Source organism: Pseudarthrobacter sp. GQ63, assembly GCF_059758765.1.
The window spans coordinates 24639-50935 of record NZ_JCAXEF010000015.1 but is presented as its reverse complement, the minus strand read 5'-3'; the positions used below and the strand labels follow the sequence as shown (position 1 = coordinate 50935).

At 65.8% G+C, this 26297-nt stretch carries 28 protein-coding genes and 1 pseudogene; 14 read left to right on the top strand and 15 right to left on the bottom strand.

Features of this window, described 5'->3' with window-relative positions:
- Positions 1 to 22: 22 nt before the first annotated feature.
- Entirely contained in the window at positions 23 to 2206 is a 2184-nt protein-coding gene (locus tag AC6CHP_RS18190) for a transglycosylase domain-containing protein (RefSeq protein WP_427115559.1), read from the bottom strand.
- 178 nt (positions 2207 to 2384) lie between these two features.
- On the opposite strand from AC6CHP_RS18190, the gene AC6CHP_RS18185 reads away from it, so the two are divergent.
- Positions 2385 to 3011 carry a PadR family transcriptional regulator gene (locus tag AC6CHP_RS18185; RefSeq protein ID WP_498231441.1) on the top strand — a complete coding sequence of 209 codons (627 nt, stop codon included), beginning with the start codon at positions 2385 to 2387 and terminating at the stop codon, positions 3009 to 3011.
- 46 nt (positions 3012 to 3057) lie between these two features.
- Here the strand turns inward: AC6CHP_RS18185 and AC6CHP_RS18180 are convergent, their stop codons facing one another.
- The 3 genes from AC6CHP_RS18180 to AC6CHP_RS18170 form a co-directional block, all read right to left on the bottom strand.
- Positions 3058 to 4398 carry an ammonium transporter gene (locus AC6CHP_RS18180; protein WP_427115561.1) on the bottom strand — a complete coding sequence of 447 codons (1341 nt, stop codon included), beginning with the start codon at positions 4396 to 4398 and terminating at the stop codon, positions 3058 to 3060.
- Between the two features lie 437 nt (positions 4399 to 4835).
- Positions 4836 to 5630: a carbon-nitrogen hydrolase family protein gene (locus AC6CHP_RS18175; protein ID WP_498231439.1), complete on the bottom strand. Its 795-nt coding sequence runs from the start codon at positions 5628 to 5630 to the stop codon at positions 4836 to 4838.
- Between the two features lie 22 nt (positions 5631 to 5652).
- A complete protein-coding gene (locus AC6CHP_RS18170) occupies positions 5653 to 5889 on the bottom strand; it encodes a DUF2630 family protein (protein ID WP_104189493.1) in 237 nt (78 codons plus the stop codon).
- Positions 5890 to 5946: 57 nt separating this feature from the next.
- Between AC6CHP_RS18170 and AC6CHP_RS18165 the strand changes: the two genes are divergently transcribed.
- Complete coding sequence (locus tag AC6CHP_RS18165; RefSeq protein ID WP_104189495.1) at positions 5947 to 6345, top strand: DUF3592 domain-containing protein; 399 nt, start codon at positions 5947 to 5949, stop codon at positions 6343 to 6345.
- A gap of 20 nt (positions 6346 to 6365) precedes the next feature.
- Here AC6CHP_RS18165 and AC6CHP_RS18160 read toward each other — a convergent pair whose 3' ends face one another.
- From AC6CHP_RS18160 to AC6CHP_RS18150, 3 genes are read right to left on the bottom strand one after another with little or no spacing between them, the layout of a single operon-like run.
- Complete coding sequence (locus AC6CHP_RS18160; protein WP_377195381.1) at positions 6366 to 6677, bottom strand: DUF202 domain-containing protein; 312 nt, start codon at positions 6675 to 6677, stop codon at positions 6366 to 6368.
- A gap of 30 nt (positions 6678 to 6707) precedes the next feature.
- Positions 6708 to 7112 carry a YidH family protein gene (locus tag AC6CHP_RS18155; RefSeq protein ID WP_104189497.1) on the bottom strand — a complete coding sequence of 135 codons (405 nt, stop codon included), beginning with the start codon at positions 7110 to 7112 and terminating at the stop codon, positions 6708 to 6710.
- A 40-nt stretch (positions 7113 to 7152) separates the two neighbouring features.
- Entirely contained in the window at positions 7153 to 7491 is a 339-nt protein-coding gene (locus tag AC6CHP_RS18150; protein WP_188731632.1) for a YnfA family protein, read from the bottom strand.
- 91 nt (positions 7492 to 7582) lie between these two features.
- Here AC6CHP_RS18150 and AC6CHP_RS18145 point away from each other — a divergent pair, with 91 nt between their 5' ends.
- The 5 genes from AC6CHP_RS18145 (at position 7583) to AC6CHP_RS18125 (ending at position 12544) form a co-directional block, all read left to right on the top strand.
- Entirely contained in the window at positions 7583 to 8611 is a 1029-nt protein-coding gene (locus AC6CHP_RS18145; protein ID WP_498231436.1) for an LLM class flavin-dependent oxidoreductase, read from the top strand.
- A 229-nt stretch (positions 8612 to 8840) separates the two neighbouring features.
- The gene (locus AC6CHP_RS18140; RefSeq protein WP_188731636.1) at positions 8841 to 9938 is read left to right on the top strand and encodes a ferredoxin reductase; all 1098 of its coding nucleotides are present in this window, start codon (positions 8841 to 8843) and stop codon (positions 9936 to 9938) included.
- 13 nt (positions 9939 to 9951) lie between these two features.
- A complete protein-coding gene (locus AC6CHP_RS18135; protein WP_498231434.1) occupies positions 9952 to 11136 on the top strand; it encodes a fatty acid desaturase family protein in 1185 nt (394 codons plus the stop codon).
- A 241-nt stretch (positions 11137 to 11377) separates the two neighbouring features.
- On the top strand, positions 11378 to 11575 hold the full coding sequence (locus tag AC6CHP_RS18130) for a hypothetical protein (RefSeq protein ID WP_188731640.1): 198 nt from the start codon (positions 11378 to 11380) through the stop codon (positions 11573 to 11575).
- 132 nt (positions 11576 to 11707) lie between these two features.
- The gene (locus AC6CHP_RS18125; protein ID WP_188731642.1) at positions 11708 to 12544 is read left to right on the top strand and encodes an alpha/beta fold hydrolase; all 837 of its coding nucleotides are present in this window, start codon (positions 11708 to 11710) and stop codon (positions 12542 to 12544) included.
- A gap of 215 nt (positions 12545 to 12759) precedes the next feature.
- On the opposite strand, the gene AC6CHP_RS18120 is transcribed toward AC6CHP_RS18125, so the two are convergent.
- The 6 genes from AC6CHP_RS18120 to AC6CHP_RS18095 form a co-directional block, all read right to left on the bottom strand.
- Complete coding sequence (locus AC6CHP_RS18120) at positions 12760 to 14391, bottom strand: carbohydrate-binding domain-containing protein (protein WP_498231432.1); 1632 nt, start codon at positions 14389 to 14391, stop codon at positions 12760 to 12762.
- Between the two features lie 36 nt (positions 14392 to 14427).
- A complete protein-coding gene (locus AC6CHP_RS18115) occupies positions 14428 to 15216 on the bottom strand; it encodes a polyphosphate polymerase domain-containing protein (protein WP_498231430.1) in 789 nt (262 codons plus the stop codon).
- Positions 15213 to 15893 carry a DUF4956 domain-containing protein gene (locus AC6CHP_RS18110; RefSeq protein WP_498231428.1) on the bottom strand — a complete coding sequence of 227 codons (681 nt, stop codon included), beginning with the start codon at positions 15891 to 15893 and terminating at the stop codon, positions 15213 to 15215. Before AC6CHP_RS18110 ends, AC6CHP_RS18115 begins: the two co-directional genes overlap by 4 nt.
- A 75-nt stretch (positions 15894 to 15968) precedes the next feature.
- Entirely contained in the window at positions 15969 to 17078 is a 1110-nt protein-coding gene (locus AC6CHP_RS18105; RefSeq protein ID WP_498231426.1) for a GtrA family protein, read from the bottom strand.
- A gap of 8 nt (positions 17079 to 17086) precedes the next feature.
- On the bottom strand, positions 17087 to 18079 hold the full coding sequence (locus AC6CHP_RS18100; protein WP_498231424.1) for a phosphodiester glycosidase family protein: 993 nt from the start codon (positions 18077 to 18079) through the stop codon (positions 17087 to 17089).
- Positions 18080 to 18143: 64 nt separating this feature from the next.
- Positions 18144 to 18887 (bottom strand): GAF and ANTAR domain-containing protein, encoded by a 744-nt coding sequence (locus tag AC6CHP_RS18095; RefSeq protein WP_174177296.1) that lies wholly within the window; start codon positions 18885 to 18887, stop codon positions 18144 to 18146.
- 302 nt (positions 18888 to 19189) lie between these two features.
- Between AC6CHP_RS18095 and AC6CHP_RS18090 the strand changes: the two are divergent.
- Together AC6CHP_RS18090 and AC6CHP_RS18085 are read left to right on the top strand one after the other, a co-directional pair.
- Positions 19190 to 19781 (top strand): annotated as a pseudogene (locus AC6CHP_RS18090) (adenylate kinase).
- 34 nt (positions 19782 to 19815) lie between these two features.
- Positions 19816 to 20688: an NAD-dependent epimerase/dehydratase family protein gene (locus AC6CHP_RS18085; protein ID WP_188731651.1), complete on the top strand. Its 873-nt coding sequence runs from the start codon at positions 19816 to 19818 to the stop codon at positions 20686 to 20688.
- Here the strand turns inward: AC6CHP_RS18085 and AC6CHP_RS18080 are convergent.
- Positions 20685 to 21812, bottom strand: a complete 1128-nt coding sequence (locus AC6CHP_RS18080) for a DNA alkylation repair protein (protein ID WP_498231421.1) — start codon at positions 21810 to 21812, stop codon at positions 20685 to 20687. The two genes, AC6CHP_RS18085 and AC6CHP_RS18080, sit on opposite strands and share 4 nt — an antisense overlap.
- A gap of 148 nt (positions 21813 to 21960) precedes the next feature.
- On the opposite strand from AC6CHP_RS18080, the gene AC6CHP_RS18075 reads away from it, so the two are divergent.
- Positions 21961 to 22761, top strand: a complete 801-nt coding sequence (locus tag AC6CHP_RS18075) for a phosphatase PAP2 family protein (protein ID WP_498231419.1) — start codon at positions 21961 to 21963, stop codon at positions 22759 to 22761.
- A gap of 45 nt (positions 22762 to 22806) precedes the next feature.
- Here AC6CHP_RS18075 and AC6CHP_RS18070 read toward each other — a convergent pair whose 3' ends face one another.
- Positions 22807 to 23127: a MerR family transcriptional regulator gene (locus AC6CHP_RS18070; RefSeq protein ID WP_188812999.1), complete on the bottom strand. Its 321-nt coding sequence runs from the start codon at positions 23125 to 23127 to the stop codon at positions 22807 to 22809.
- 138 nt (positions 23128 to 23265) lie between these two features.
- Between AC6CHP_RS18070 and AC6CHP_RS18065 the strand changes: the two genes are divergently transcribed.
- The 4 genes from AC6CHP_RS18065 (at position 23266) to AC6CHP_RS18050 (ending at position 26290) form a co-directional block, all read left to right on the top strand.
- A complete protein-coding gene (locus AC6CHP_RS18065) occupies positions 23266 to 23691 on the top strand; it encodes an Hsp20/alpha crystallin family protein (RefSeq protein ID WP_427115872.1) in 426 nt (141 codons plus the stop codon).
- A 106-nt stretch (positions 23692 to 23797) separates the two neighbouring features.
- Positions 23798 to 24127, top strand: a complete 330-nt coding sequence (locus AC6CHP_RS18060; protein ID WP_498231416.1) for a J domain-containing protein — start codon at positions 23798 to 23800, stop codon at positions 24125 to 24127.
- A 95-nt stretch (positions 24128 to 24222) separates the two neighbouring features.
- The gene (locus AC6CHP_RS18055; RefSeq protein WP_188731659.1) at positions 24223 to 24600 is read left to right on the top strand and encodes a hypothetical protein; all 378 of its coding nucleotides are present in this window, start codon (positions 24223 to 24225) and stop codon (positions 24598 to 24600) included.
- Positions 24601 to 24712: 112 nt separating this feature from the next.
- Entirely contained in the window at positions 24713 to 26290 is a 1578-nt protein-coding gene (locus tag AC6CHP_RS18050; RefSeq protein WP_498231414.1) for a glycoside hydrolase family 1 protein, read from the top strand.
- The last annotated feature ends 7 nt before the right edge of the window (positions 26291 to 26297 follow it).

The window sequence follows — 26297 nt, the reverse complement described above, 5'->3', positions numbered from 1 at the left end:
ACCGCGGCCGGCTGAAACTGGACTAGGGGCGGGGGCTGGGTGACGGTGACGGGCTCGGGCCCATCATCGATGGTGGAGGAGCCGGGAACGGATTGGTGGGATACAGCGGGGCGGCCTGAAGCATGTAGTTGGCCCACTGCGGCCCGGCAATCATGTAGCCGTCCAGGCGGGGATAGAAAGTCCCGTTGATGGTCACGTTCTGCCCTGCCCGCTTCTGTCCCTCCAGTGCGTCGCCGAAAAAGGACGCGGTGGCAATACCGGAGGTGTAGCCAACAATCCAAGTGGACCCATTGTTGTTTGATGTACCGGTCTTGGCCGCCACCGGGAACTTGTCATGGGTCTTGGGATTGATCCACACGCCTGAACCCCTGACGAGCACATCCTGCAGCACATTATTGACTCCACGGGCCACGTCCGGCTTCACAGCGTCACGGCACTCCACAGGCTGGGCGGGAAGATTGCCTCCTGCTGCATCCTTGACGTCCACCAGGGCGATGGGTGTGCAGTAGCGGCCGTCATTGGCAAACGTGGCAAAGGCGTTGGCCAGGTGAAGAGGAGCCACACCAATAGCGCCGAGAAGGTTGCCCAGCTGATGCATGTTGATCGGGGCTCCATCGAGTCCGCTGTGGAGCCCCACCGCGTCCACCATCTTCTGGATACCGCAGAAATCCAGCTGCGCGGCCGTGGCGAACGTGGCCGTGTTGATCGAGTTGTACAGCCCGTAATTGATGGGCATCTTCCTGTAGAAGCCCTCCTCGGCGTTCTGGAGGTCGTCAGCGGCGCCCAGCGTAGGGTTGTTCTGGGCGGTGTTGTAGGCGCCCATCACCTTCCCGCAGGTGGACCGCCACGGGAAGTCCAGCGGATAGACGCGCCGTGAAGCATCCACCTCCGCAGTCAGGGACTTGCCCTCGTTCAGCCACTGGGCAAAGGTGAACGGCTTCATGGTGGACCCGGGCTGGAAGCCGCCCGCTCCGTTGAGGTCATTCCCCTGCGGGTCCTTGGCATCCACGTTGAAGTTCAGGTGCGTGTCGAACTTCCCCGGTTCCGGCAGGAACACCGTGTTCTGGGCCATCGCCAGGATCTTGCCGGTCCCCGGCTGCACGGTGACCAATGCGGCGCCCCACCGGTCCGGGTTCGGTCCTGCCGTGCCGTCCACCTGTGCCTGGGCGGCCGCCTGCAGCCTGCTGTCCAGGGTGGTGACAATGGTGAGTCCGCCGCGGTACAGCTTCCGCTGCCGTTCTATCAGGCTGGGCCCGTACGCAGGGTTGTTCAGGATGAGGTGGGACACGTAGTCGCAGAAGTAGGGCGCCATGGCCGCGTAGGCGCAGCCCTGCCGCTCCGGACTGATCTTCAGCTCAATCGGCGTGGCCACGGCTTCATTGTGCTGCTCCTGCGTGATCTTGCCCTGGAGCAGCATCTCCGAAAGCACCTGGTCCCGGCGCACGATTGATTTGTCCGGGTTGATCGCAGGGTTGTAGAACGTTGGGCTGTTGACGAGCCCGGCCAGCAGCGCGGCCTGCGGAAGGGTGAGGTCCTTGGCGGTGGTGCTGAAGAAGTAGCGCGACGCCGCCTCGATGCCGTAGGCGTCGCTGTTGAAGAAGACGATATTCAGGTACCCCTCAAGGATCTGCTCCTTGGTGAACTTCTTTTCCAGCGCAATGGCCAGCTTCATCTCCCGCAGCTTGTCACCAACGTCCTTCTGTCCGGAGAGGATCACCTCGTCCGGCCTGTCCTGCGACAAGCGCGCTTCGTTAATCACGTTGGTGACGTACTGCTGCGTGATGGTTGAGGCGCCCTGCTGGCCACCCTGTGTCAGGTTGGACACCACGGCCCGCACGATCCCCTGGGGATCGATGCCGGCGTGTTCGTAAAACCTGCTGTCCTCGATGGCGATGATCGCGTCCTTGATGTGGGGCGACATCTGGTCCAGCGGAATCCTGACGCGGTTCTCGGCAAAGAAGGTGGCGATCGGCTGGCCGTCGGAGGTGAGGACTTTGGTGGATTGCGACGGCGGCTGGACAGTGAGTTCTTCCGGCAGGCTGTCGAAGAATCCAATGGAATTACTGACGCCGAACCCCGCTGCCGCCACCGCCGGAACCACCAGGCTGGCGGCCAGGACGCCGCACATGGCACTCGCCGCCAGGAACCCCAGGAACCTTCCCAGGGCAGCGCCGAAACCGCTTCCGCGCTTCCTTTTCTTCGCCATCATTCAGCCCTCGAGCTTGGAGGTCTCAAAAGACTACGCCCGTCCAGCGGCACATTGCCCTGCTGAAAGGTCAGGATTTGATCACACTCACAATCTTGACCCGGCGATAGTTAACGACATATCGTTAACTATCGCCGAAGATGTCGGTGAATTTATCCTGTGAGAGGACGATGCCACGATGAAAGGCATACACGAAGAGAAATTTCCCGGCGCTGAATTCGGAAACGAGCCCTTCGGGCGGGGCAGGGGCCGCCGGGGGCCGCACGGACACCGTGGTGGAGGCTTTGGTCCTGGTTTTGGGCCGGGCTTTGGGTCCGGTTCCGGACCTGGTTTTGGGCCCGGTTTTGGACCAGGGTTCGGCCGTGGCTCACGGCGCGCCAGCAGGGGGGATGTCCGGGCAGCCATCCTTTCGCTCCTGGCCGAGGCACCCTCCAACGGTTACGGACTGATCAAGACGATTGCCGAAAAGACGGAGGGCGCGTGGCGGCCCAGCCCCGGCTCCATTTACCCCACGCTGCAGCAACTCGTCGACGAGGACCTGATCTCAGCCCTCAGCGAGGGCCGCGGGACGGAGTTCACGCTCACGGATCGGGGCCGGGCCTATGTGGCCGAGCACGGTGAGGAAATGGACAATGCCTGGAATGCCGGGCCGGACAGCTCCGACCGCGAGTTCCATCAGAGCATCGGCAAGCTGATGGGAGCCATCCACCAGTTCCGCAGTGGTGTTAGCGAGGAACAGCGCGCCGCGGCCATCGAAAAAATGGATGAGACCCGGCGGGCCCTGTACAAGATCCTGGCTGACTAAACGCGGCGGTTGCAGCCCGGCTTCCGGGCCATAACCGCCGCGCCGGTCAGGCGAAGGAGTCTTCCTTAACGCGCGTGGCGTTCTTGCGGAGCCGCTCGGCGGAATCCGCCAGCCCAGCCGCGGGGGAGTGGGCAACGGGATGCTGCGGATTGAATCCCGCGCCGATTTCACCGAACGCATAGGCGCTCTCAGCATGTTCAGCCAGATCCACTCCAGCGGTTTCCGCCTCAAGGCTGACCCTGAAACCGATGGTCTTGTTGATGGCGCGGCCAATGACAAAGGTTCCGGCGCCGGAGAGCAGCAGGGTGATCACCACAGCCGCCGTCTGGGCAATCAGCTGCTGCGCACCCCCGCCGTAGAGGAGTCCGCCGCCCTGGCCATCCACGGGAAGGGCGATGAAGCCGAGCGCAAGGGTTCCGATGAGTCCGGCGCCGAGGTGCACGCCCACAACGTCCAGCGAGTCGTCCAGGCCGAAGCGGTACTTCAGGTCAACGAAGACGGCGCAGGCAGCTCCGGCCACGAAGCCCAGGCCGATAGCGGCCACAGGGCTGATGTTGGCGCAGGACGGGGTAATGGCCACGAGCCCGGCAACCACACCCGAGGCAGCACCGAGGGACGTGGGATGACCGTGGCGGATCTTTTCGGTGACCAGCCAGCTCAGCATCGCCGCGGCGGGAGTCACCAGGGTGTTCACCCAGATCAGGCCTGCCTGCTCAGCAGTTGTTGCCGCGCCGCCATTGAAGCCGAACCAGCCGAACCACAGGATCGCGGCGCCCAGCATGATGAAGGGAATGTTGTGCGGACGATGGTTGGGGTCCTTGGCAAAACCGTGGCGCTGGCCCACGATCAGGGCCAGGACCAGGGCTGCGGTCCCGGAGCTGATCTCCACCACTGCGCCGCCGGCGAAGTCGATGACCTGGCCGAACACGGCGGTGACTGCCCCGCCGGCGCTCATCAGCCCGCCGCCCCAGACCATGTACGCGAGCGGGCAGTAGACCACCGTGATCCAGAGCGGCACAAACAGTGCCCAGGCGCCGAACTTGGCGCGGTCAGCAATCGCTCCGCTGATCAGCGCCACCGTGATGATCGCAAACGTGGCGCTGTAGCCGGCCTTGATCAGGTCGGGGGAGCCCATCAGGTTCTGCAGGCCGAAGTTGGCGAAGGGGTTGCCGAAGATGCCCAGCACACCGTCGCCCGTTGTCATGGAGTAGCCCCACAGGACCCACACCACGCCGACGATCCCGGCGGAGATGAAGCTCATCATGATCATGTTGAGGGCGGCCTTGGCGCGGGTCATGCCGCCGTAGAAGAGGCCCAGTCCGGGCGTCATCAGCAAAACCATCGCGGCTGAAATCATCAACCAGACATGTTGGGCAGAAATCTCCACCTGCGGGTCCCTTCGCGTTGCGCCAGCGGGGCGCTCTTTGCCGGCCCTCGCACTTCCCCCGGCGTCTATGTTTGTCCTCCGGTGTTTCGGGAAAGGCGCGCAAAAGTTGCGGCTGCGTTACACAATCCGCGCTTGCGTGAAGTTCACGCGTCGATCATGTTTCAAGCGTGTTAACCGCTGCCCCCATGAGGCGGCACCGAAATGGCATAAGGCCCCAGGCCCAGCGCAACGGCGCGGGACGGACGGCGCGGAAGGTGAGAACCGTCGTCGGACGCGATGAACTGGCAGGTTTCCTGCCTGTAACCGGCGGCTCACCCTCCCGGGCGCTGATTTTTTCCAGCCTTAAAGAACGACGACGGCGCGCCGCTGAGGAGGTGCGGTGCGCCGTCGTCGTGCGCTGCGAAAGATGGAGGCCCGGCGGGGCGGCAGCGAGTGGGTCAGAAGTGCCGCGCGTTGGCCAGCACGGGAAGTTTGCCGCGCACCTCATCCACAACGGACGGGTCGATATCAACGACGGCGAGTTCCGGCTTGCCGCCCAGCGCCACCACGGCGGAGCCCAGGGGGTCGATCACCGCGCTGTGCCCTATGCCCGTAGGTGCGCTCCCTGCCGGACCTGCGCCGATGGTTTCCGGGTCCCCCTGGCCGCAGGCCACCACGAACGTGGTGCTGTCCAGGGCGCGTGCCCGCACCAGGAGGTCCCACTGCTCAGCCTTGCCCTCACCGGCTCCCCAGGACGCGCACACGATGTTGACCTGCGCCCCGGCCCGGGCGTTGGCGGTGAAGAGGGCCGGGAAGCGGACGTCGTAGCAGGTGGCGAGCCCGAAGACCGTGCCGTTGAGCTCAAAGGTCACCGGAGTTTCACCCGCGTCAACGGTCTTCGACTCTGTAAAGCCGAAAGCGTCGAAGAGGTGGACCTTGTCGTAGGAGGTATCCACGCCGGGGCCCGTGACCAGCAGGGTGTTGCGGACCCGGCCGTCCTTCCCGGGAGTGAACATGCCGGCCACGATCGCAATGCCCAGGTCCCGCGCAATGGCCCGGACTTCGCCGGCCCAGGGGCCGTCCAGTGGCTCTGCGACACCGCGGAGGGAGTGGCCGAAGGCGCGCATGGCGGCCTCGGGAAACACCACCAGTTCCGCACCGGCGGCTTTCGCCTGGGCAGTGTAGTCCCGGATCAGTCCCAGGTTTTCTGCGGGGTCTGCAGTGCTGATGATCTGGGCGACAGCCAGACGCATGGACGCTCCAATCTGTGGGCCGCTACTGTTTGTAGCCTTCTACTTCGCTGACGGGCCGGGCTTCGGCATCGTTGGGGTTCTCACCGGAGTCCGACTTGGCCCGCCGCTGCCGCAGCAGGTCCCAGCACTGGTCCAGGCTTTCCTCCACCTGCTTCAGCCGCGCCTTGTCCGGCACCTGCCCGTCCCCGGAAGCCTCCCGCAGTGAGTGCTCCTCCTCAACGAGGGCCTGGATGCGCGTCAAAATATCCTGATCGTTCATGGCTTCCCCTTACTCCCCGGACCGGTTACCCCAGCGTACGCCTGTACCATCTGAATCATGCCCACTGTGCTTGATATGGCAGGTCCAATCCTGGAAATGCTGACCTGGATGTGCCTGCCCGCCGGGCTCGCACTGCTCTTCTACACAGGCTTCCTCCGCCGCTTCGTTCATCCGTGGGCTGTGGCTGAAGCGGTGGTGTACTCCGACAGCACGGGGGTGGGCTTCCGCTGGTTCGACCGCAAGTACCAGGTGCACCACGCGCCCATGTCACCCCACGACATCAGGGAGCTGGCCGTCGGCGAAACCCTCCCTATCTACTACCACCCCAAGCGCCCCACCCAGTGGCAGACCGCTGCACCGGAGGAGGCAGGCAGGACCGCATCAGTACTGGGCCGGTGCCTGACGGGCATCGGCGCAGTGGCGTTCCTTGCCGGCTTTATCCTGCCGATGTTCTAGGGGCTGCTCTGGCGGCCGCCCTAGCCGATAAGCACCACGCCAATGCCGAGGGCGCCCAGCAGCACCCCGGCGAAAGCTGTCCACAGCACGGCGGTGATATCGGCGTCGTGCATTTCCTTGCGGATGCCGTGCGAGCTCACGCTGTAGCGGCGCCGCTGCGTGAAGTAGATGCCGGCGGCCGTTCCGGCCGACACCGTGAACAGGAGCAGGATGGGCAGGCCATGCTGCGGCAGCCAGCGCAGGAAAATCGCGCTTACTGTCACCAGGGCCAGCATGGTCCTGCCCCACGCAAGAGTGGTCCGTTCAGGCTGCAGGCCGGGATCCCCATGCAGTGGCGCGGGACCGGGGGATGGTGCCACGGGTCAGGGCCAGAGAATGAAGATCAGGACGACGGCGGCCGCCAGGGCGCCGGCGGCGGCCAGCAGCGGCACGATGAGCGGCAGCGGCAGTGGCGCCTTGTTGCGCATGCTGCGTTCCACCCGGAGCCACCGGACAGCGGAGCCGGCGCTCAACAGCATGCCGAGCAGAAGCAGGACCACCGCCAGGCCCTTGCGGACCGGCTCCAGGAAGAGGTCCGAGGTGAAGGCCTCAATGGCGATACCGCCGGCCAGCAGCGCGAGGGAGGTGCGGATCCAGGCAAGGAACGTGCGCTCATTGGCCAAGGTGAAACGCGGGTCCGGTTCCTCCCCGCCAGGCAGCAGGCGTTCGGCGATTTTCCCGCGCGACGGCGGGACGGGGGCGCTGGCGGGCTGCTCGCGGTTGGTCACGGTGCCAGTTTAGCTACGCGGCTGCTCTTGCCCTGATGCGCTAGGCCCCGCTGCGAGGGGCGAACATGATCACGGCCACGCCCAGCAGACAGATCAGTGAACCCGTGATGTCCCAGCGGTCTGGCCGGAAGCCGTCAAAGATTATTCCCCAGGCCAGCGATCCGGCCACAAACACCCCGCCGTAAGCCGCCAGGATCCGGCCGAAGTGGGCGTCAGGCTGGAATGTGGCCACGAAGCCGTAGGCCCCCAGTGCGATGACACCCAAGCCGGCCCACCACCAGTCCTTTCCTTCACGCACTGACTGCCACACCAGCCATGCGCCGCCGATTTCCGCCGCAGCAGCCAGGACAAACAGCACCACGGTCTTGGCGATGCTCACAGCTTCATCAGGGATACCCACGACGCCATCATGCCAGCCGGCTTCACAAGGGGCCGGGAATGCCGGGGGCCGGGCCGGGGTTGGGCCGTGTATGGAGCGCATCGGATTTCTCTCATTTGGCCATTGGGGTCCCGGGCAGGGCTCCCGCACCAGGACTGCCGGTGATGCCCTCCTCCAGGCCATCGACCTGTCGGTGGCCGCCGAGGAGTTCGGGCTGGACGGAGCATTTTTCCGGGTGCACCACTTCGCCCGGCAGCAGGCCTCGCCATTCCCGCTTCTGTCCGCCATCGCCGCGCGCACCACCAGGATCGAGATCGGCACCGGCGTCATCGACATGCGGTACGAAAACCCGCTCTATATGGCCGAGGAAGCCGCGGCCGCGGACCTGATCAGCAGCGGCCGGCTGCAGCTCGGCATCAGCCGCGGGTCACCCGAGCCGGCCCGCCAGGGAGCGGCAGCATTCGGGTACGTGCCCGAACCCGGAGAAACGGACGCGGACATGGCCCGCCGGCACACCGCCCTCTTCCGGAAGGCGATCACCGGCGCGGGGGTCGCGGAAGCGGACCCGCGGTACGCAGGCGGAGCCGTGGGGCTCCTGCCGGTCCAGCCGCAGTCGCCCGGGCTCGCCGAGCGAATCTGGTGGGGAGCCGGAACCCGGAAGACGGCGGTCTGGGCCGCGGAACTGGGCATGAACCTGATGAGCTCCACGCTGCTGACCGAGGACACCGGCGTGCCCTTCCACGAACTCCAGGCCGAGCAGATCCAGCTGTTCAGGGACGCCTGGGCTGCAGCGGGCCACGAGCACACGCCACGGGTATCGGTCAGCCGCAGTGTCCTGCCCATCGTGGATGAGGAAGACAGCCGCTTTTTTGCCGGTGCCGCCCTTCGGGACGGCCGGGACCAGGTGGGCGTTATTGACGGGCTTACCGCCAGGTTCGGGAAGAGCTACGCGGGCGCTCCGGACGTGCTGGCGGAGCAGCTTGCCGCTGACACCGCCGTCCAGGAGGCTGACACGCTCCTGCTCACCGTCCCGAACCAGCTTGGGGTGGACTTCAACGCGAAGCTGCTGGGATCAATCGCCCGTGACATCGCGCCTGCGCTGGGGTGGAGCCCCGGCTAAAGAACAGCCGCCGGTGCGAGGGTGCGGCCATGATAATTTCTCCCCGTCAGCAGCATTTCCGCGATATAATAAGCAAGCTTACTGAAATATCTGGAACGATCCGCGTCTTCCAACCGTTACTCTTAGAGTGCGGCTTGGGGGGCTTAGCGCCACCATTACAGCGTGACTGCGGAACGGTCATATGACGGAGAGAGAGAAACATGGCTCGCGCCGCTCTAGGCTTAATCGCATGATCCGGTTACGCCAGTTGGCCCAAGCGGCCACTGTCCTCACTACGCCCTTGTCGCCGGAGGACATCTTAGCTCTGTTCAATCCCGTCTATTCTGCGCGGCAGCTTCGTGGCGTCGTCACGCGCGTTGTGCAGGAGACGGCGCAATCTGCCACGATCTTTTTCCGGCCCGGCCGTGGCTGGCACTCGCACCTGGCAGGCCAGTGGGCGCGCATCGGCGTCGAACTCGACGGCGTCCGCCACTGGCGCTCCTACTCCCTCAGCGCCCCCGCCGGCAAAGACCCCGCCATCACGGTCACGGACGTCGGTGCCGTGTCCGGCACACTGGTCCGCACCACCAAGCCCGGTGACGTCCTGTTCCTGGCTCCGCCGCAAGGAGACTTCGTCCTCCCCGAGCACCCGCGGCCCCTGCTGATGGTGACCGCAGGCAGCGGCATCACTCCTGTGATGTCCATGATCCGTACGCTCGTCCCGCGGCGTCCGGATGCCGACGTCGTGCTGGTCCACTCCGCCCGCACGCCAGGCGACAGCCTCTTCCGCGAGGAACTTGCCGAATTGGCGGACCAGTTCCCCAACTTCCGCCTGGCCCACTGGTTCACTGGCGAGCAGGGCCGCATGGACCTCACCAACACCTCCCAGCTGGACGAGATCTGCCCTGACTGGAAAGAACGTTCAGCCTACGCCTGCGGCCCGGACAGCTTCCTGGACGACGCCGAGGCGTTGTGGAAGCGCGCGGCGCTCACCACTGCCGCGCCCGGCTCCGATGTGGCGGTCGCCGGCGGCGCCGGCAACCTCATGATTGAACGGTTCAACACCACGTTCGACGCCGGTGTGGGGCACGACGGCGGACTGGTCACCTTTGAGGCCTCCGACCGGGAGGTGGAAGCCGACGGCGACACCCCCATCCTGGACGTGGGTGAGGACGCCGGGGTACTGATGCCCAGCGGCTGCCGTATGGGCATCTGCCACAGCTGCCTGACCCCACTTCTGTCCGGCCAGGTCCGCGACCTCCGCACCGGGGAAGTCCACGGCGAACCCGGCCAACTGATCCAAACGTGTGTCTCGGCAGCCGCCGGACCCGTCAACCTCGAAATCTGAGGAGCATCACGGTATGACTGTAATTTCACCGAGCAAAACCACACCCGCCGAGGGCAAGCCGACCGGAGGGTCAAGGACGCGCCCCGGAAAGCTCGCCGAGTCCGGCAGCCCCACCGTCCGGCCGCCGGCCGCCGCCCACCTGAGCGACGAGCAGGTGGCGGAACTTGGGCGGGAACTCGACGCCATCCGCGACGAGATCCTCGGCAAGCGCGGGGCGGCAGACGCCGCCTACATCCGCCGCGTGATCAAGATCCAGCGTGGCCTGGAGATCTCCGGCCGTGCCGCGTTGCTGGTCAGCAAGAACAAGGCTGCCTGGGTCACCGGAACAACGCTGCTGAGCCTGGCCAAGATCCTGGAAAACATGGAAATCGGGCACAACGTCCTGCATGGCCAGTGGGACTGGATGCGGGACCCGGACATCCACTCCACCACGTGGGAGTGGGACTTCGTCACCCCCTCACGCTCGTGGCAGCACACCCACAATGACCTCCACCACCGCTGGACCAACGTGGTGGGCAAGGACAACGACGTCGGATACAACCTCCTGCGGATGGACGAACAGCAGCCATGGAAGCCCATTAACCTGGCCAACCCGCTGTTCAACGCCATCCTGGCGCCGCTCTTCGAGTGGGGCATCGCCATCTACGACCTTGAGCTCACGGAGTTCAAGGAAGGCAAGAAGTCCAAGGAAGCGCTGCTCAAGGACCTCCAGGCCCTCGGCAAGAAGGTTGTCACCCAGTTCACCAAGGACTACGCCGCAACCCCGGCAGTAGCCATGCTGACCGGCTCCGGCAAGCAGGCCCTTTACGGCACGCTGACTGCCAACGCCGTGCGCAACGTCTGGGCCCACGCCGTGATCTTCTGCGGACACTTCCCCGAAGGCACGGACACCTTCACGGAGGAAATGGCGGAGGGCGAGACCCGCGGCGACTGGTACATCCGCCAGATGATCGGCTCCGCCAACATCTCCGGGTCGAAGTTCATGCACATCATGACCGGTAACCTCTCGCACCAGATCGAGCACCACCTCTTCCCGGACCTGCCCTCCAACCGGTACGCCGAGGTGGCGCCCAAGGTCCGTGAGATCTGCCAGCGCTACGGTTTGAAGTACACCACCGGGCCGCTGCTGAAGCAGGTCGGATCCACCTGGGGCAAGATCTTCAAGCTGGCACTCCCCGGCAAGACGGCCACGGCTTAACAACCGCACCGCCTGTCCAAAGCACTGAAAGCACCTCCGGTTCCGGGATTTTCCCCGGGACCGGAGGTGCTTTTCTGTCCCCACCGACGCTCTCTCACTTAACGCAAAGTTTCACCTGACGCTCTCTCACTCCCTACAGGTTCCCGGCGGACGCTCTCTCACCTTCCCTGGAACCCTCTCGCGCACCCGGGGCAGGCTGCGCATAATTGATTCCACAGCCGCGGCGGCCAACGGAGGAATCATGCGGATTCTCGGAGCACTCATCGTTATCTGGCTCATTATTGGCGGTGTAGCCGCCTGGCAGCGCGGCTATTTCGGCGCCGCACCCGGCAACTGCGCGGAGGCCGGAACAATTGCCGTCACCATCGCTGCCGGACCCCTGAACTACATGGGAGCAAATCCCCAGATTTCCTGCGAACTTCCGCAACCCTCCCCGTAGCAGGGCCGGCCTTGCAACCAACCCACGCGGGGAAGACTGGACTGGGCGGTGGACCGCCCTAGAGTAGGTACTGCGCGGCCGCGGCACCCTCCCGGCCGCATCGATCCCACAGTCTCGAAAGGACCCGCCGCGATGGCCTTCATCACCGTTGGAACCGAAAACAGCACTGATATCGAGCTATACTACGAAGACCACGGCTCCGGCCAGCCCGTCGTCCTGATCCACGGCTACCCCTTGGACGGTTCCTCCTGGGAAAAGCAGACGGTTGCCCTCCTGGACGCGGGCTACCGTGTCATCACGTACGACCGGCGCGGCTTCGGGAAATCCAGCAAGACCACCGAGGGCTACGACTACGACACCTTCGCTGCCGACCTCAACACCATACTGACAACACTGGACCTGACCGACGTCGTTCTGGTGGGCTTCTCCATGGGGACCGGAGAGGTGGGCCGTTACCTGGGCACGTACGGCTCCGCGCGGGTGGCGCGGGCAGCCTTCCTCGGCTCCCTGGAACCGTTCCTGCTTAAGACCGATGACAACCCGGACGGCGTCCCGCAGGAGGTCTTCGACGGGCTGACGGAAGCAGTCACCGCAGACCGGTACGCCTTCTTTACCGAGTTCTTCAAGAACTTCTATAACTCCGATACTTTCCTGGGCACGCCCCGCCTCAGCCAGGAAGCCGTAGATGCCAGCTGGAATACGGCGTCCAGCGCTGGGGCCACCGCCTCGGTGGCAGCCCAGCCCACATGGCTGACCGACTTCCGGGACGACATCCCCAAGATCGACGTTCCCGCGCTCATCCTCCACGGCACCGCGGACAATATCCTGCCCATCGACTCCACCGGCCGGCTGTTCGCCAAGGCACTGCCCGCTGCCGACTATGTGGAAATCGAAGGTGCCCCGCACGGCCTGCTGTGGACGCACGCCGCCGAAGTGAACGAAGCGCTCCTGCGCTTCCTCGCCAAATAGCGGCTGCTCTCCCCGCTCGTCCAGCACAGGTAAAACGTCCGGCGGCGGCATGACTGCCGCCGCCGGACGTGAAGGAGCGTTGGGGAAAACGTTGCGTTAAGTGGGAGAGCGTTGGGGGAACCGTTGCGTTAAATGGGAGAGCGTTGGGGGAATCGTTGCGTTAAGTGGGAGAGCGTCTGAGGAAACGTTGCGTTAGGTGAGCGAGGGTTGGGGGTCTACCAGCGGGGGCCGCCTCCGCCGCCGGGGCCCTGCGCTGCGGTATATTCTCCGGCGGTGACCGTACCCTGCTCCGAGGCGCCGTCCAGCGACCCTTCACCGAGGCCCGCGCTGACCGTTGCCGTGCCGCCGGTGTAGACCGTGTATTCCGCGCCGTCGCTGATGGCCGCGGAGGAGAACACCAGCGAGGCTGCGGCCTTGGTGGTGACGAATGCAGCCACCACGGTGCCGGAGGAGTCGGCGATCTGGACTACGGTGCCGGCGGGAATGGACGAATCAAGGGTCACCTGCACGCCGGACTGCGTGGAGGAGGCACCCGGTGTGACAGCCATACCCGCGCTGCCCGCGGCGGCCAAGGTTCCGCCTGTGACCACCAGTTCACCGTTGACGTCAAGCGCCCCGTTGCCGTCGTTCGTGGGGCCGTTGACCACCACGGTGCCGCCGGAGATGCTGGCGTTGCCGTTGGAGTCCAGGCCGTCGCCCTGTGAGTTGATGGTCAGCAGGCCGCCGCTGACGTCCACGGTGTAGTCGCCCACGGCCATCTCCCCGCCACCCATGCCTCCTCCCATGCCGCCGCCCATTCCGCCTTCGGCGGTGGTGCTGGAACCTGTGCTGCCGCCTGAGGCGTTCACGCCGTCGTCGTTGGCGGTGACGGTGGCGGTGCCGCCGGTCATGATGATGTGCTGGGCCTCGAGGCCTTCCTCCGATTCCTCCACCGTGGTGGTGCCTGCCGCGATGGTGAGCGTGTTGAAGGCCTTGATGCCATCGTCCCCGGCGCTGACGCTCAGGGTGCCGCCGTTGACGAGGATCCAGCCGCGTCCCTCGTCCTCCTCGTTGTCGGACTTGAAGCCGTCGTCGCCCGCTGCCACCTGGTAGGCGCCGTTCAGGAGCACCGCGTAGTCCTTGCCGACGATGCCGTCGTCCGCGGCGTCCACCGTCACGGCGCCGGCGGCCAGGACCAGGCCGTCCTTCGAGGAGATGCCGTCGTTGGAGTTGCCGTCTACGGTGAGGGATCCGGTGCCGGCGACCGTGAGGTCGGCCATGGAGTACAAGGCTGCGTTGGGGGCGTCCGTGCCCTGGTCGGCGTAGGTGGAGGCGTCGCTGAGGGAGTTGGTGGTTCCGTCCTCGAGGTAGACGATGGCCTCGTTCGCGCCGTGCACTACGAACGGGGACCCCGTGGAGCTGGTGATGGCTGCGCCGTCGAGGATGATGCGGACCACGTCTTCTTCACCGGCAGCCACCACCACCTGCCCGTCTGACAGGGAGCCGCTGAGGCGGTAGGTGCCGGAGGCGGTGATGGTGACGGTGTCGCCGTCGACCTTGACAGCGGACGACGACGTGCCGGCGGCGGCAGTGCTGGCACCGTCCGCCAGCGTCACGGCTACTTCGGAGGCGGCATCCCAGGTGAGGTCGTCGGCGTCGTAGTGGGTGTCTTCCGCGAGGGCGTCCAACGAGACGGCCTCGGCAGTGCCGGTGGAGGCAGTGGAGGCGGCAGTGCCCGCGCTGGTGGTGGAGGCTGAACTGCTGACGGCCGAGACTCCGGTGGGAGTCGTGCCGCCCACGGAGCAGCCCGCCAGGCCGAGGGCGAGGGCGAGCGCGGTGACGGACAGGTGTGTGCGGAAGCGTTTCATGGTTTTTCCTTCAGGTGAAATCGGGGGGATATGTGGTCAGGCTGCGGGCCGGAGAGAGAGGCTGCGGCGCAGCGTCCGGTTCCAGCGGTTTGCGGGCAGGTCCGGGCACAGGGCGGCCATGCCGGTGGCGAATTTTGAGATCCGGGAGGGGCGGACGCCGTACGCCCACAGATGCCGGTCCAGCGGCCCGGCTGTGGAGCCCGACTTGGTCTCCAGGATCACCGCATCATTGAGCACCCAAGCAGCCTGGCCGGGACGCTGCCAGGTCACGTCCGTGTCGATGGTGGCGCGGCTCCCGGACTCCGGCAGGTAGAGCGTGGTCCGGTGGTAGCGGGTTTCCAGGACCGGGTGGAGGCGGCCTGGGGGCACTGAACCCACAGCCGCGGTGAGCGTTTCGCGGACGTATTCCAGGCCTTCGGCAGTGAGCCGGGCGCGGTCCTCGGGAAGGTACGGGATGCGTTCCTTGACCGTTGCTTCCCGGGCGCCTTCGGTTTTCACCTCCAGGAAGCTCGCCGCGCTGTCCACGTAGGTCCGGGTGCGGATCTTGTACCTGCGCCGGCGGCCGTGGGCTGCCAGGAGGTAGCTGTCCAGGCCGGCGGTGTCGAAGTAGACGGAGTCGTAGGCGAAGCTGCGGGAGCCGTCCATCTCCAGGACGCGGACGTCGGCGCGGAACGTGGCGAGGAGCTGGCCCGCAAGCCCTGCCGGGACCACGTATTTGCGGTCCACCCGGGTCTGGAGTGCGGCTTCGGCATTGAGCTCCTCCAGCCCGACGGGCCGGAGGGAACGGAGGTTGCTGACGACGGCGGCCGTTGCGGGGATGCTCATGCGGCACCTGCAGGGGTTGTCAGGCGGGCGGTGGCTGGTTCTCCGGTGGAAGGTTGAAGGGAGGCAGGTTCCATGCGGGCAGGTTCCGCGTGCCGCGGCGCCGGCAGGGCCGTGACGGCTGCAGCGAAGGCTGCGGGGGAGTAGGCGTACCGGACATCCACGAGGGTCTTGTCGTTCACCAGGTCCAGTTCCTGGATGGTGGCGGAGTGGACCCTGCCGTGGAGGACCTCTTCCAGCCGGGCGTAGAGTTCGCCGTCCTCGGCAATGGCGCGGTCCAGTATGACGGTCTGGTGGCGGTGGGCCGGCAGGACCCGTGGGTGGTCTCCCACGAACATCACCAGCAGGATCAGTGCCATCAGTGAACCGGTCAGCCACAGGGGCTCAATCCCCAGGCCGGCGATCAGGCCAAGGGCCAGGGCTGAGAAGTAGTAGGCCACCTCGTGCTGGGCCAGCTCGGTGGAGCGGAGCCGGATGATGGACAGGACCCCGAACAGGCCCAGTCCCAGGCCAAGCCCGGCGGCGGAACCCGAGAGCGCTGTGGCCACGGCGAGGACGCCCACGTTCATGCCCAGGTAGGACACCACCAGGTCGCGGCGGCGGTGGCGGCGGAGGTAGAGGGCGAAGGTCAGGATGCTGATGGCTGCCAGGTCGGCGAGGATGAAAATAAGGGGGTTCATGGGATTCTCCGGGATGTCTTCGGTGGGCTGGTATTCACGATGCCCGCCCAAACTGTGCGGGTGCTGTGACGGAACCTAGCCGGGTATATGAGTGCTGGCTGACAGTTCCCTGGGGCCGGTGCGGGACGTTTTGCCGGCTGCCTTTCCGCGTGCGTGTGCCGTGAAAAGGAAGCGCTGCTGCACCACAAAACTGATGCCCAGCAGGATAACTTCGGCCAGGATCTTGGCGGGAAGCGCCAGCAGCCCGGCCCCTTCCAGGGCCCAGATGAGGCCGAAGTTGGCGGCAAGCAGCAGGGCGGCGAGGCTGAAGTAGCGGACGCCGGTGGTGCCGGCCGGCCTGTCCCTGCCGTGGTCAAAGACGATGCGCCGGTTCACCATGAAGTTCACGGCGGAACTCACCGCCCTGGCCCCCAGCACAGCCAGGAGCAGGGAGTCGACGAGCAGCGTGAGCAGCACGAACAGCACGGTGTCCACCAGGAACGCCGTGAAGGACGAGGCCAGGAACTTCAGCAGCGGGGCGTAGATCCGCACCGAGTCGGCCAGCGGACGGAAGTGGGAACCGGAATTGTGGTCCACGTACACCGTGGCGATGTCCACCGAACGGATGGCATAGCCGGCGTTTCGCGCTTCCAGCAGCAGGTTCAGCTCGTATTCGTACCGGTCCCCGCGGACGGACCGGAGCCAGGGGATCATGGCGGCGGGGTAGCCGCGGAGGCCGGTCTGGGTATCGGGAATGCGCTCGCCGGTGGCCAGGGTGAAGAGCAGCTTCGTTGCGGTGTTGCCGAACCGGCTGCGCGCCGGGACGTCGCCGGTGAACTTCCTGCTGCCCAGCACCATCGTGGACCAGCCCTGCCCCGCCCGGTTATCCCGGAGGGAATGGGCCACCCGGAGGACGTCCGCCGTCCGGTGCTGGCCGTCGCTGTCGGCGCACACCACGTCGTGGCCGGGCAGGTTGTCCGCAATGAAGCCCAGCCCGGACTTGAGGGCGAAGCCCTTTCCCCTGTTCCGCCCGTAACTGATCACATGGCACCCAAGGTCCCTGACGGCGTCGAACACACCCCGGTACTCCGGGCCGCTGCCGTCATCCACCACCACGATGGGAAGCCACGGTTCCGCCTGGCGGATGGAGCGGATCAGGGCGGGAAGCTGCACGTCCGGCTCGTAGGCCGGGATCAGGATGATCATGGCCGGACCTACTGCGCGATGTACAGGATGTCGGAGGTGCCGCGTTCCCTGTTCCCACCCAGCGGGTTGTTCACCAGTCCGCCGTTGAAGTACATGGTGGAGGAACCACCGCCGTCGATGTTGTACGCCGTGGTGGCGCCGAGGCCCTGCATGATTCCGGCGAGGCCGGTCATGGTGACGCCGGCGCTGTAGCCGGGGCTGCGGCCGTCCACCACCACGAAGACGAGGTGGTTGTCATCGATGATGCCGACGGCGGTGCGCGGCTGTTCACCCTGGATGGAGTGGTTGCCGAAGTTGGTGTCCACCTCGACGTCCTCGATGCCCTCGGCCACCTCTCCGTTGTCCAGCAGGGACGGGCCGAAGGACAGTGTGTTCCAGACGCCTTCGGCGACCAGTTGCCCGGCCGTGGTGGTGGTTTCGTCATAGACCTGGACGGTGCCGTCGCGGTAGAACGCCAGGCCCTGCCGCGCGCCCTCGTCGCGGAACACCACGCCGTTGCGGATCACGATGCCGGTGTCCCGGAAGCCGTAATAGTCGCCGTTGATGGCGAAAACCGCGCTGTTGGCCTCGGCAATGGCAGAGGTGGTTTCGGTGATGTTCTCGCCGAAGCTGTCGTTGGCGAAGGCGGACTGGAGGGTGGTGGCATCATCGAGCACGACGTCGGCAACGTAGTACGTAGCGGTGTCGTCGCCGCTGCCGGTGGTCACCGTGGAGATGCTGATGTTGGAGGAGCCGGAGACGTAGGAAGTATCCGTGGTGACGGCGGTGCCGCCGGACCCGGGCACGGTGCCTGCCACCGTGCCGGTGGAAGTCCCGGAAGTGCTGCCTGCCTGGCTGGCTTCGTAGGCTGAGACGTCGGCGATCTCGACGTGCTGGACCACGAACCGGTCCAGTGCCCAGGCCGTGGCGCCCCCGGCGGAAAGGGTGAGGGCCACGGCCCCGGCGATGATGGCCCGCCGGGTGCGGCCGGGTTTACGTTCTCTGGTCTGTTGCGGAGTCATGCCCCATTTCTAGGGAGGCAAGCTGGCAGGGGGATTTGCCGGATATATGAGGGGCCTGTGAAAACTAGCCGTCGTAGTGCGTGCGTGCCGGCCCTTGGCCCAGCGAATTCACCACAGCTGCGGCAACGTCATGAAGCTTCGAGTTGCGGGTGCTGGAGGCCGTTTTCAGGATCTCGAAGGCGTCCTGCTGGCTGCACCGGTTCTGGGCCATGATGATGCCCACGGCCATGTCGATCACCGTCCGGGACTCCAGTGTGGCGCGGAGGTTCGCCGCAGTCTCGCTGTAGTGGGCAAAGCGCACCGCCAGGCGCAGGGCCAGGGACGTCTGGCCCACGAAGTCTTCGGCAAATTCAAGGATGCGCGGCTCGAAACGGTGTGGCCGGCGCGAGTACAGCAGCAGGGCAGCCTTCGTCCCGCCCTCCAACTGGAAGGGCAGCGCGAGGACGGAGCGGATGCCCTGGGCGAGCACGGCCGAGGAGTATTCGGGCCAGCGGCCGTCGTCGCGGGCGTCTGGGACGTGGATGCTCTCCTGGGCGGCGGACGCCGTCAGGCTCGGCGTTTCGCTGAACTCGTACTCGAGGTGCGCAATGGCCTTCGCATCCGGGCTGCTGCTCGCAACGGTAGCGGCCTTGCGCTGCCGCAGGAGGGTGATGGCGCACATGATCTCATCGCCGGGCTCGGAAAGGTTGCGTGCGGACACCTGTGCCAACTCGTTGAGGAAGTCCTCAACATCAGAGCTGTTGAGGACCAGTTCATGCAGGTGCTCGGTAATGGATGTATCAGTTTTTGCTGTTGACTCGCTGGCCACGGTTTTTTGGTGCCATTCGCTCAGGACAACCCGGCAACTTCCAGCATCCCCCCGGCGGTGCGGGCAGGCTGTGAAGGTCGCTGGATCGAGGAACTTTCCAACGGCCTGCTGCTAAACCGATATCCAGAAGTATATACATCCTCCGGCGGGGGAAATGGTCACTTTGACACATACGGGTGCAGGCTCTCTGGCGCCGGCCGGGGAGTTACCGGCAGAATGAAGCAGGAGCCGGTGCTCCCGGCGGCAGACCCCCGGAACCGGCGGCTGGCAGGCCCCCGCTGGGGCAGGAAGAGGGACATGACATGACCAGGCTGCTCATCATCGGTCCGCCGGGCTCCGGCAAGGGAACGCAAGCGGAACACCTGGCCCGGCACTTCGGCGTTCCCACGCTTTCCACCGGAGAGATTTTCCGGACCAACGTCAACGAGGGGTCGGAGCTGGGAAACCAGGCTGCCGGGTATCTCGACGACGGCGATTTTGTCCCGGACCACCTCACCAACGCGATGGTCAAGGACCGCCTGCAGGACAGCGGCCTGCAGGCGGGCTTCCTGCTGGACGGCTATCCGCGCACGGCACCGCAGGTAGCGGAGCTGGACAACATGCTCGTGTCCCAGGGGTTTGCGCTGGATGTGGTCATTGAGCTGACCGCCCCCGACGCCGTCCTGGAGCAGCGGATGCTGCGGCGTGCCGCGGAGCAGGGCCGCGGATGACACGGTGGACGTGTTCCGGCGCCGCCTGGATCTCTACCACCGCGAGACGCATGAAGTAGTCTCGGTCTACGCTGGCCGTGGAATGCTCGTTTCCGTGGACGGCAGCGGAGATCCCGGCGACATCACCGAACTGGCGATCGCCGCCGTCGAAAAGTTCCTGGCTTCCCCGCGCCCCGGCGCCTGAACCGGCGCAAGCCACCAACGTAAAGGACAACCTGATGAGAATTGCGGTCACCGGCGGTAGCGGAAAACTTGGACGGCACGTGGTCCGCAGGCTCACGGAGGACGGCCACCAGGTCCTCAACCTGGACCGCGAAGGCAGCCGCAGTCCGGGACTGGTTGTGGTGGACCTGCGGAACTACGGCCAGGTCCTGGACGTGCTGCTGGGAGTGGACGACAGGCATGACGGTTTTGACGCCGTAGTGCACCTCGGTGCCATCCCCGCCCCGGGCATCATTCCCGATGCCGCCACCTTCGAAAACAACATGCTGTCCACCTACAACGTCTTCCAGGCGGCGCGCCGCGCGGGCATCAAGAAGGTGGTGTACGCCTCCAGCGAGACGGTGCTGGGACTGCCGTTCGACGTCGACCCGCCCTACATCCCCGTGGACGAGGAGTACCCGGCGCGGCCGGAAAGCACCTACTCCCTGGTGAAGCACCTGGAAGAGCAGATGGCTGCTGAACTGACGCGCTGGGACCCGGAACTGAGCATCGTGGGGCTGCGGTTCTCCAACGTCATGGACGTGGAAGACTACGAAAAGTTCCCTTCCTTCGACTCCGACGCAACCCTCCGGAAATGGAACCTGTGGGGCTACATCGACGGCCGGGACGGGGCCCAGGCGGTGGTCCGCGCCCTCGACAACGGGAAGCCGGGATTCGAGGCGTTCATCATCGCCAACGCGGATACCGTCATGAGCCGGTCAAGTGCCAGCCTGGCCGCGGAAGTGTTCCCCGGCGTCAAGGTGGTCAAGGAGTTGGGCGACCACGAAACCATGCTGTCCATCGACAAGGCACGCCGGCTGCTCGGCTTTGAGCCCGAGCACACCTGGCGGGACCACTGGCAGGACCCCGCAGGCGGCTCGCCACGCTAGCTGCTGGCCGCACTGCCGGTTTCGAGCAGGAACTCGGCGCGCCCATGCACCGCACCGTTGACTTGCAGCTCCAGGGCGTGCAGGCCCGGGTGGTGCACCCTGGTGGTCATCTGCCTGAAAGCATGGCGTTTGGAGAGGCTCCGCGTCTCACCCGGGGCAAGGGTGAGCGTTGACACTTTGAAAACCTTGGCGGACTGGCTGCCATTGGCCTTGCGGTAGTGGACCAGATAATCCACTGCCAGGCGCGCATCGCGCGCGCCGGTATTGGCGATCTCAAAGGAGAACGTCAGCTCGCCGGGCAGGGTCAGGACCTCCCGGTCCAGGTGGGGTCCGGACACCGCCACCTGCGCCGGTGTAAAACCGAGCAGCTCCAGTGCCTCCGGTTGGCCCTTCTTGATGAGCGTGCGGAGACCATGCCGCACCACCCATCCCGTGTTGCCGTCAGCTGCGGACAACCATTCCCTTGCCGTGGCCACTACGGGGCCGGGTGCGTGCCGGGCAAGGTCATTGAGGTGGTTGGCTACGGACCGCCGCACGTACTCCGAGGGGTCCCGATACAGCGCGGTGAGGACGGGAAGGGTGGCTTCGGGCCGCTCCACGAGGCCGGGCACGCGCACCGCCCACGGCAGGTAGGGGCGGGTTCCCTCACTCGCCAGGCGGCGGACATGCTCGTCCGGGTGGGACGTCCATTCCAGGGCGGCGGCCAGGGCCCGGTCCAGATTGTGGCGCAGCAGGCGGCGGATGGCAAATTCGCCGGTGAGCCTTGGCGTCAGTTCCGCCAGCAGGGCCAGGGCGTCGTCAAAGTCCTCCGCGGCGCCGGAATCCACGGCAAGGGCGGCAGCAGCCTCTGACACCGGCCACAGGATCCAGCCGGTGAACTCCGGAAACCGCAGTGCTGCACGGAAGCTGTCCGCCGCCGTCGGATATCCCGCCCCGGGGACGCTCAATGCATCCTCCTGCAGCGCCTGCGCCACAAGATCAGTCCTGGCGCGCAGGTTCAGGTCCCCCAGCAGGGAGGCGGTGGCGCGTGTCCGGACCCACCGCACACCGGGAGCGGCCTCCGTGAGGATGGCCGCGGCAGAATGAACGGCGGCAGCGTCAATCAGTTCGTTCATTGCACCCATGGAGTCAGGCTACCGCCAGTGCTGAACGCGCCGCGCAGGTGCTGCCTCGCCGTCGTGAAGAAGATACCGCGGCCAAACCGCACCTGCACGGTGCGCGCGGGATACTCTTCCCCTAGGAAAATCTCAACGGAGCAGGACGGGCATCACAGTGCGACATCAGGATTCAGCAGGCTCCGGAGCCACCAGCCGGAGCCACGGCAGGTGGCGGGCCTTCCACGACAAGTTCGTGGTGGAGGAGCGCTTCATGGACCCCGCCGACCGGCGCGGGCTGTACCGGGCGGCCATCATCCTGGTGGTGGCGGGGGTTGCGCTGTTCATCGCCACGCTGGTCAGCGTGCTGCAGGCGGACGGCCTCTCGGCGGCAGATGTGCCGGTCCGCGACTGGCTCCTGGGGATGAGGTCCGACGCCGGCACGGCCTTCATGATTTTCCTCGCCGTGGTCTTCGGTCCGGTTGCCCTGCCCATCATTGTCCTGGTGGTCATCCTGTGGTGGGGCTTCGCCGCGAAACATGCCTGGCGCCCCATCCTGCTGGCGTCGGCGATGGTCACCGGCGTCATCATTTCCCAGGTCATCCTGCGGATCGTCCAGCGCTCGCGGCCGCCAGTGGAGCAAATGCTGTTCGGGATCGACCATACGTTTTCGTTCCCGTCAGGGCATGTCCTGGGGGCGTGCGACTTCCTCCTGGTTGGCGCCTTCCTGGTGTTCTCCCGGCACAGCAACACCAAAGCGGCCGTTCTCGGTTTCGTGGGGGCCGGGATCGGCATTGTGCTTGCTGCCCTGAGCAGGCTGTACCTGGGATACCACTGGCTCAGCGACGCCCTCGCTTCGTTGTCCCTCTCCCTGGTCATCCTGGGCGGGGTCATTGCCCTGGACACGTGGCGCACCGCCCGTGTTCACGGGGAGCGGATCACCGGTGAACTGTCGAAGGCGGACTTGCCCCGGGATTGACTGGCTCCGGGACTGAACTGTCCACCGGCCCCTCAGCCCGGCCCCTCAGCCCGGCGGCCGGGACCTGGCCCTTTTGAGGGCGCGGTGCAGCTTGTTGTTGGCCGCCTCAAGTTCCAGCACCTTGGCCACGCCCGCCAGGTTGAGGCCCTGTTCCAGGAGTTCACCGATCCGCAGCAGGACAGCGATGTCGTCATCACTGTACTGGCGGGTGCCGCCGGACGTCCGCGACGGCGTCAGCAGGCCCTTGGTCTCGTAGAGCCGGATGTTCTGCTGGCCCGTTCCAGCCAGCTTCGCCGCCACGGAGATGGCGTACAGCGCGCGGCTGCTGCTGGGGCCGGTTTCCCGTCCCGCGTCCTGTTCCGCCATCAGTTCTCCAGTATCCGTCCGGGGTCTTGCTTCAGTTTCCCACGAGTGCTATAAAAAATCTATATTCATCACCATAGATTAAGGGCGGTGGATATGGCACACGTGAAACACCTACTGAAGCTGAAGGAGTGGGAAATGATGTTGATGCGCACGGACCCGTTCCGTGAGCTGGACCGGCTCACGCAGCAGGTCTTTGGAACCGCTGCCCGGCCGGCTGCCATGCCCATGGACGCCTGGCAGGAAGACGGCGAGTTTGTGGTGGCCTTCGACCTGCCTGGCGTGAAGATGGATACCTTGGACCTGAACGTTGAACGCAACGTCCTCACCGTCAGGGCGGAGCGCAAGGACCCCACCCAGCCCAACGTGGAACTGGTGGCCTCCGAACGTCCCCGCGGCGTCTTCAGCCGGCAGCTGATCCTCGGTGACACGCTGGACACTGACAACATCCAGGCCAGCTACGAGCAGGGCGTCCTGACCCTGCGGATACCGGTGGCGGAAAAGGCAAAGCCGCGCAGGATCGAGATCCAGACGCAGCAAAGCGAGAAGCACCAGATCGGAACCTAGCCACAGCCGGCCGGCGCGGGGAACCTCTTCACGGTTGCCCGCGCGCGGCATTCTTTCTGCCGGCGTCCGCCGGATGCGGACGCCGGCAGAGCGGAAAAGGGCCACCATGACAACAAGCCCCGACTACTACGACACCCTGCGGGTCCAGCCGCACGCCACTCAACAGGAAATTTCGCGCGCCTACCGGGCCCTGATGCGCAGCCACCACCCGGATGTGGACGGCGGTACCTCCCCGGAAGGTGAGCTACTGATGATCATGCAGGCGTACAACGTCCTCCGGGATCCTGAGAGGCGCGCCGCCTATGACAAGCAAAGGGCCGGCGCTGCCGGACAGTCCGTTCCCGTCCGGAAGGTGCGCAGCCACGGCGGGTCTCCGGACCCCATCATCAGGATCACGCCGGTGCGCTGGGAAAGCGGGCCCTGGGCCTGGGCCTGACAGCGGTCCTGGCACTGCGTCCCGCGGGGAACGGAACGGGGAACGGAACGGGGAATGGAACACAACAACAACACCGCGAGGAGGCGGAGAACCGGATGAGCGACTGGCGCCGATACGATTCACACCTGATTCCGGCATTCCACGAGCGCTTTGAACAGCGCTGGGGTGCCGGAACTGCTCCCTTCCTGGACCCTGAAGCGCATGAGCAGCCGCTGCCCCGTGCGCAATGGATCAACCCCGCCACGGGCGCAGCGCTGGCCGTTGTGCCGGTATGGACTACGGACGAGAAGCAGCAGCGGTCCTTTGGCGTTTTCTACCTCCCGCCCGCGGGCGACATCTGGGTGCTGCGGCCCGGCTATACGGGCTACCTGGAACCTGCCGAGGGGGAAACCGAGCACCTGGCGACGCTCCGGAACGACGCCTTCCGGAAAGCGGTGGCCCACGCCAAGGAGTTCCTGTTCGGCTCCCAGTAGCTTGCCACCTGGAAGAGGCGCCGCGGACGGGCACCGTTTTGCTCGTCAGGCGCCCTCAGCTGTGCCATCCTGAGACGTACTTTATTTACGCTCCGTTACAAAAGGCCCGCAGATGCACATCACCGCCAAAGAACTCGCTGCCCTTATCCCGTCCGGATTTACGCTGGGCGTGGCCACGGCTGCCTTCCAAATTGAGGGCGCGCTTGATGAGGACGGGCGGGGCCCGGCGGGCTGGGATGTCTTCGCAGCCAAGGACGGGGCCATCGTGGAAAACCACAGCCCCGTCGTCGCCACGGACCACTACCACCGCATGCCCCAGGACGTTGCGCTCATGAAGCAGCTCGGCGTGGACTCCTACCGGTTCTCCTTCGCGTGGCCGCGCATCCAGCCGACCGGGCGCGGGCCGGCCAACCGCGCCGGCCTGGCCTTTTACGACAGGCTCCTGGACGAGCTGCTGGCCAACGGCATTTCCCCCATGGCCACGATCTACCACTGGGACACCCCCCTGACGCTGGACGAAGCCGGCGGCTGGATGAACCGGGACACCGCCTACCGTCTGGGCGAGTACGCTGCCATCCTCGCGGAGGAATTCGGCGACAGGGTGGCGCGCTGGGTGACCATCAACGAACCTGCCACGGTCAGCACCAACGGCTACACGCTCGGCCTGCACTCACCCGGCAAGGAACTGATGATGGGGGCATTCCCGACCGTGCACCACCAGCTGCTGGGGCACGGCCTCGCCGTCCAGGCCCTGCGCGCCGCCAAGGTGCCTGGGGAGATCGGCATGAGCAACGTCTACTCGCCCATGGTGCCCAATTCCATCAACCCGCTGGACAGGATCAGCGCCGGACTGATGGACCTGGCCCAGAACCGGCTGTATGCGGACCCGGTGCTGACCGGAAAATATCCGGACCTGATCCGGGCGGCCAAGTTCTTCAGCTCCTTCGAGCACCCGGACGAGGACATGGAACTGATCTCCCAGCCGCTGGACTTCTACGGGCTCAACTACTACATGCCCACCAAAGTGGCGGTAGGGCCGGGCGGGGGAGCAGTGCCCGCCAGCATGGCCGAAGCCATGGGCAGCGACCTGAGCGCGGCCGGCAACGGCGGAACACCGTTCCACGTGGAAACCTGGCCCGAGGCGGACATTACCGCCTACGGCTGGCCGGTGAAGCCCGAGTACATGGCCGTGGCCCTGAAGGAGATGGGCGAACGCTACCCCAACCTTCCGCCGGTCATCCTCACGGAGGGCGGTGCCAGCTTCGAGGACATCATCGTCCGGGACAAGTCCACCAATACCAAGTTCATCCCGGATGAGCGGCGGCTCAAGTACCTCTCGGACCATCTCGAGGCCGCCCTGAAGGCTACTGCCCCGGGCGGCGATGCTGCATCGGTTGACCTTCGGGGCTACTACGTGTGGTCGCTTCTGGACAACTTCGAATGGTCCGCCGGGTACAACCAGCCCTTTGGCCTCCTGCACGTGGACTTCGACACACTGGAACGGACGCCAAAAGCCTCCTACTTCTGGCTCCAGGAACTCATCGAGGAGCGTGACCTGGCCGCCGCGGCAGGCACTGCGATCGCAGAGGCCATGGTGGGTGACGCCATGGACGTCGAGGTCCTGGGCGCAGGGGCTATGGGCAGTGAAATGCCCGACGACGACGTTCCCGCCGTGGGTGCCAGCGCCTAGAGCAGGT

Excerpts from the sequence above, each read along its gene's own strand:
- AC6CHP_RS18105 (WP_498231426.1), bottom strand. The coding sequence starts at position 17,078 with ATGATCATCCTGATCCCGGCCTACGAGCCGGACGTGCAGCTTCCCGCC.
- AC6CHP_RS18140 (WP_188731636.1), top strand. The coding sequence starts at position 8,841 with ATGATCCGGTTACGCCAGTTGGCCCAAGCGGCCACTGTCCTCACTACG.
- AC6CHP_RS18165 (WP_104189495.1), top strand. The coding sequence starts at position 5,947 with ATGCCCACTGTGCTTGATATGGCAGGTCCAATCCTGGAAATGCTGACC.
- AC6CHP_RS18170 (WP_104189493.1), bottom strand. The coding sequence starts at position 5,889 with ATGAACGATCAGGATATTTTGACGCGCATCCAGGCCCTCGTTGAGGAG.
- AC6CHP_RS18115 (WP_498231430.1), bottom strand. The coding sequence starts at position 15,216 with ATGAGCATCCCCGCAACGGCCGCCGTCGTCAGCAACCTCCGTTCCCTC.
- AC6CHP_RS18130 (WP_188731640.1), top strand. The coding sequence starts at position 11,378 with ATGCGGATTCTCGGAGCACTCATCGTTATCTGGCTCATTATTGGCGGT.
- AC6CHP_RS18110 (WP_498231428.1), bottom strand. The coding sequence starts at position 15,893 with ATGAACCCCCTTATTTTCATCCTCGCCGACCTGGCAGCCATCAGCATC.
- AC6CHP_RS18100 (WP_498231424.1), bottom strand. The coding sequence starts at position 18,079 with ATGACTCCGCAACAGACCAGAGAACGTAAACCCGGCCGCACCCGGCGG.
- AC6CHP_RS18085 (WP_188731651.1), top strand. The coding sequence starts at position 19,816 with ATGAGAATTGCGGTCACCGGCGGTAGCGGAAAACTTGGACGGCACGTG.
- AC6CHP_RS18070 (WP_188812999.1), bottom strand. The coding sequence starts at position 23,127 with ATGGCGGAACAGGACGCGGGACGGGAAACCGGCCCCAGCAGCAGCCGC.
- AC6CHP_RS18055 (WP_188731659.1), top strand. The coding sequence starts at position 24,223 with ATGAGCGACTGGCGCCGATACGATTCACACCTGATTCCGGCATTCCAC.
- AC6CHP_RS18135 (WP_498231434.1), top strand. The coding sequence starts at position 9,952 with ATGACTGTAATTTCACCGAGCAAAACCACACCCGCCGAGGGCAAGCCG.
- AC6CHP_RS18145 (WP_498231436.1), top strand. The coding sequence starts at position 7,583 with ATGGAGCGCATCGGATTTCTCTCATTTGGCCATTGGGGTCCCGGGCAG.
- AC6CHP_RS18190 (WP_427115559.1), bottom strand. The coding sequence starts at position 2,206 with ATGGCGAAGAAAAGGAAGCGCGGAAGCGGTTTCGGCGCTGCCCTGGGA.
- AC6CHP_RS18050 (WP_498231414.1), top strand. The coding sequence starts at position 24,713 with ATGCACATCACCGCCAAAGAACTCGCTGCCCTTATCCCGTCCGGATTT.
- AC6CHP_RS18065 (WP_427115872.1), top strand. The coding sequence starts at position 23,266 with ATGTTGATGCGCACGGACCCGTTCCGTGAGCTGGACCGGCTCACGCAG.
- AC6CHP_RS18080 (WP_498231421.1), bottom strand. The coding sequence starts at position 21,812 with ATGGGTGCAATGAACGAACTGATTGACGCTGCCGCCGTTCATTCTGCC.
- AC6CHP_RS18185 (WP_498231441.1), top strand. The coding sequence starts at position 2,385 with ATGAAAGGCATACACGAAGAGAAATTTCCCGGCGCTGAATTCGGAAAC.
- AC6CHP_RS18175 (WP_498231439.1), bottom strand. The coding sequence starts at position 5,630 with ATGCGTCTGGCTGTCGCCCAGATCATCAGCACTGCAGACCCCGCAGAA.
- AC6CHP_RS18060 (WP_498231416.1), top strand. The coding sequence starts at position 23,798 with ATGACAACAAGCCCCGACTACTACGACACCCTGCGGGTCCAGCCGCAC.
- AC6CHP_RS18125 (WP_188731642.1), top strand. The coding sequence starts at position 11,708 with ATGGCCTTCATCACCGTTGGAACCGAAAACAGCACTGATATCGAGCTA.
- AC6CHP_RS18120 (WP_498231432.1), bottom strand. The coding sequence starts at position 14,391 with ATGAAACGCTTCCGCACACACCTGTCCGTCACCGCGCTCGCCCTCGCC.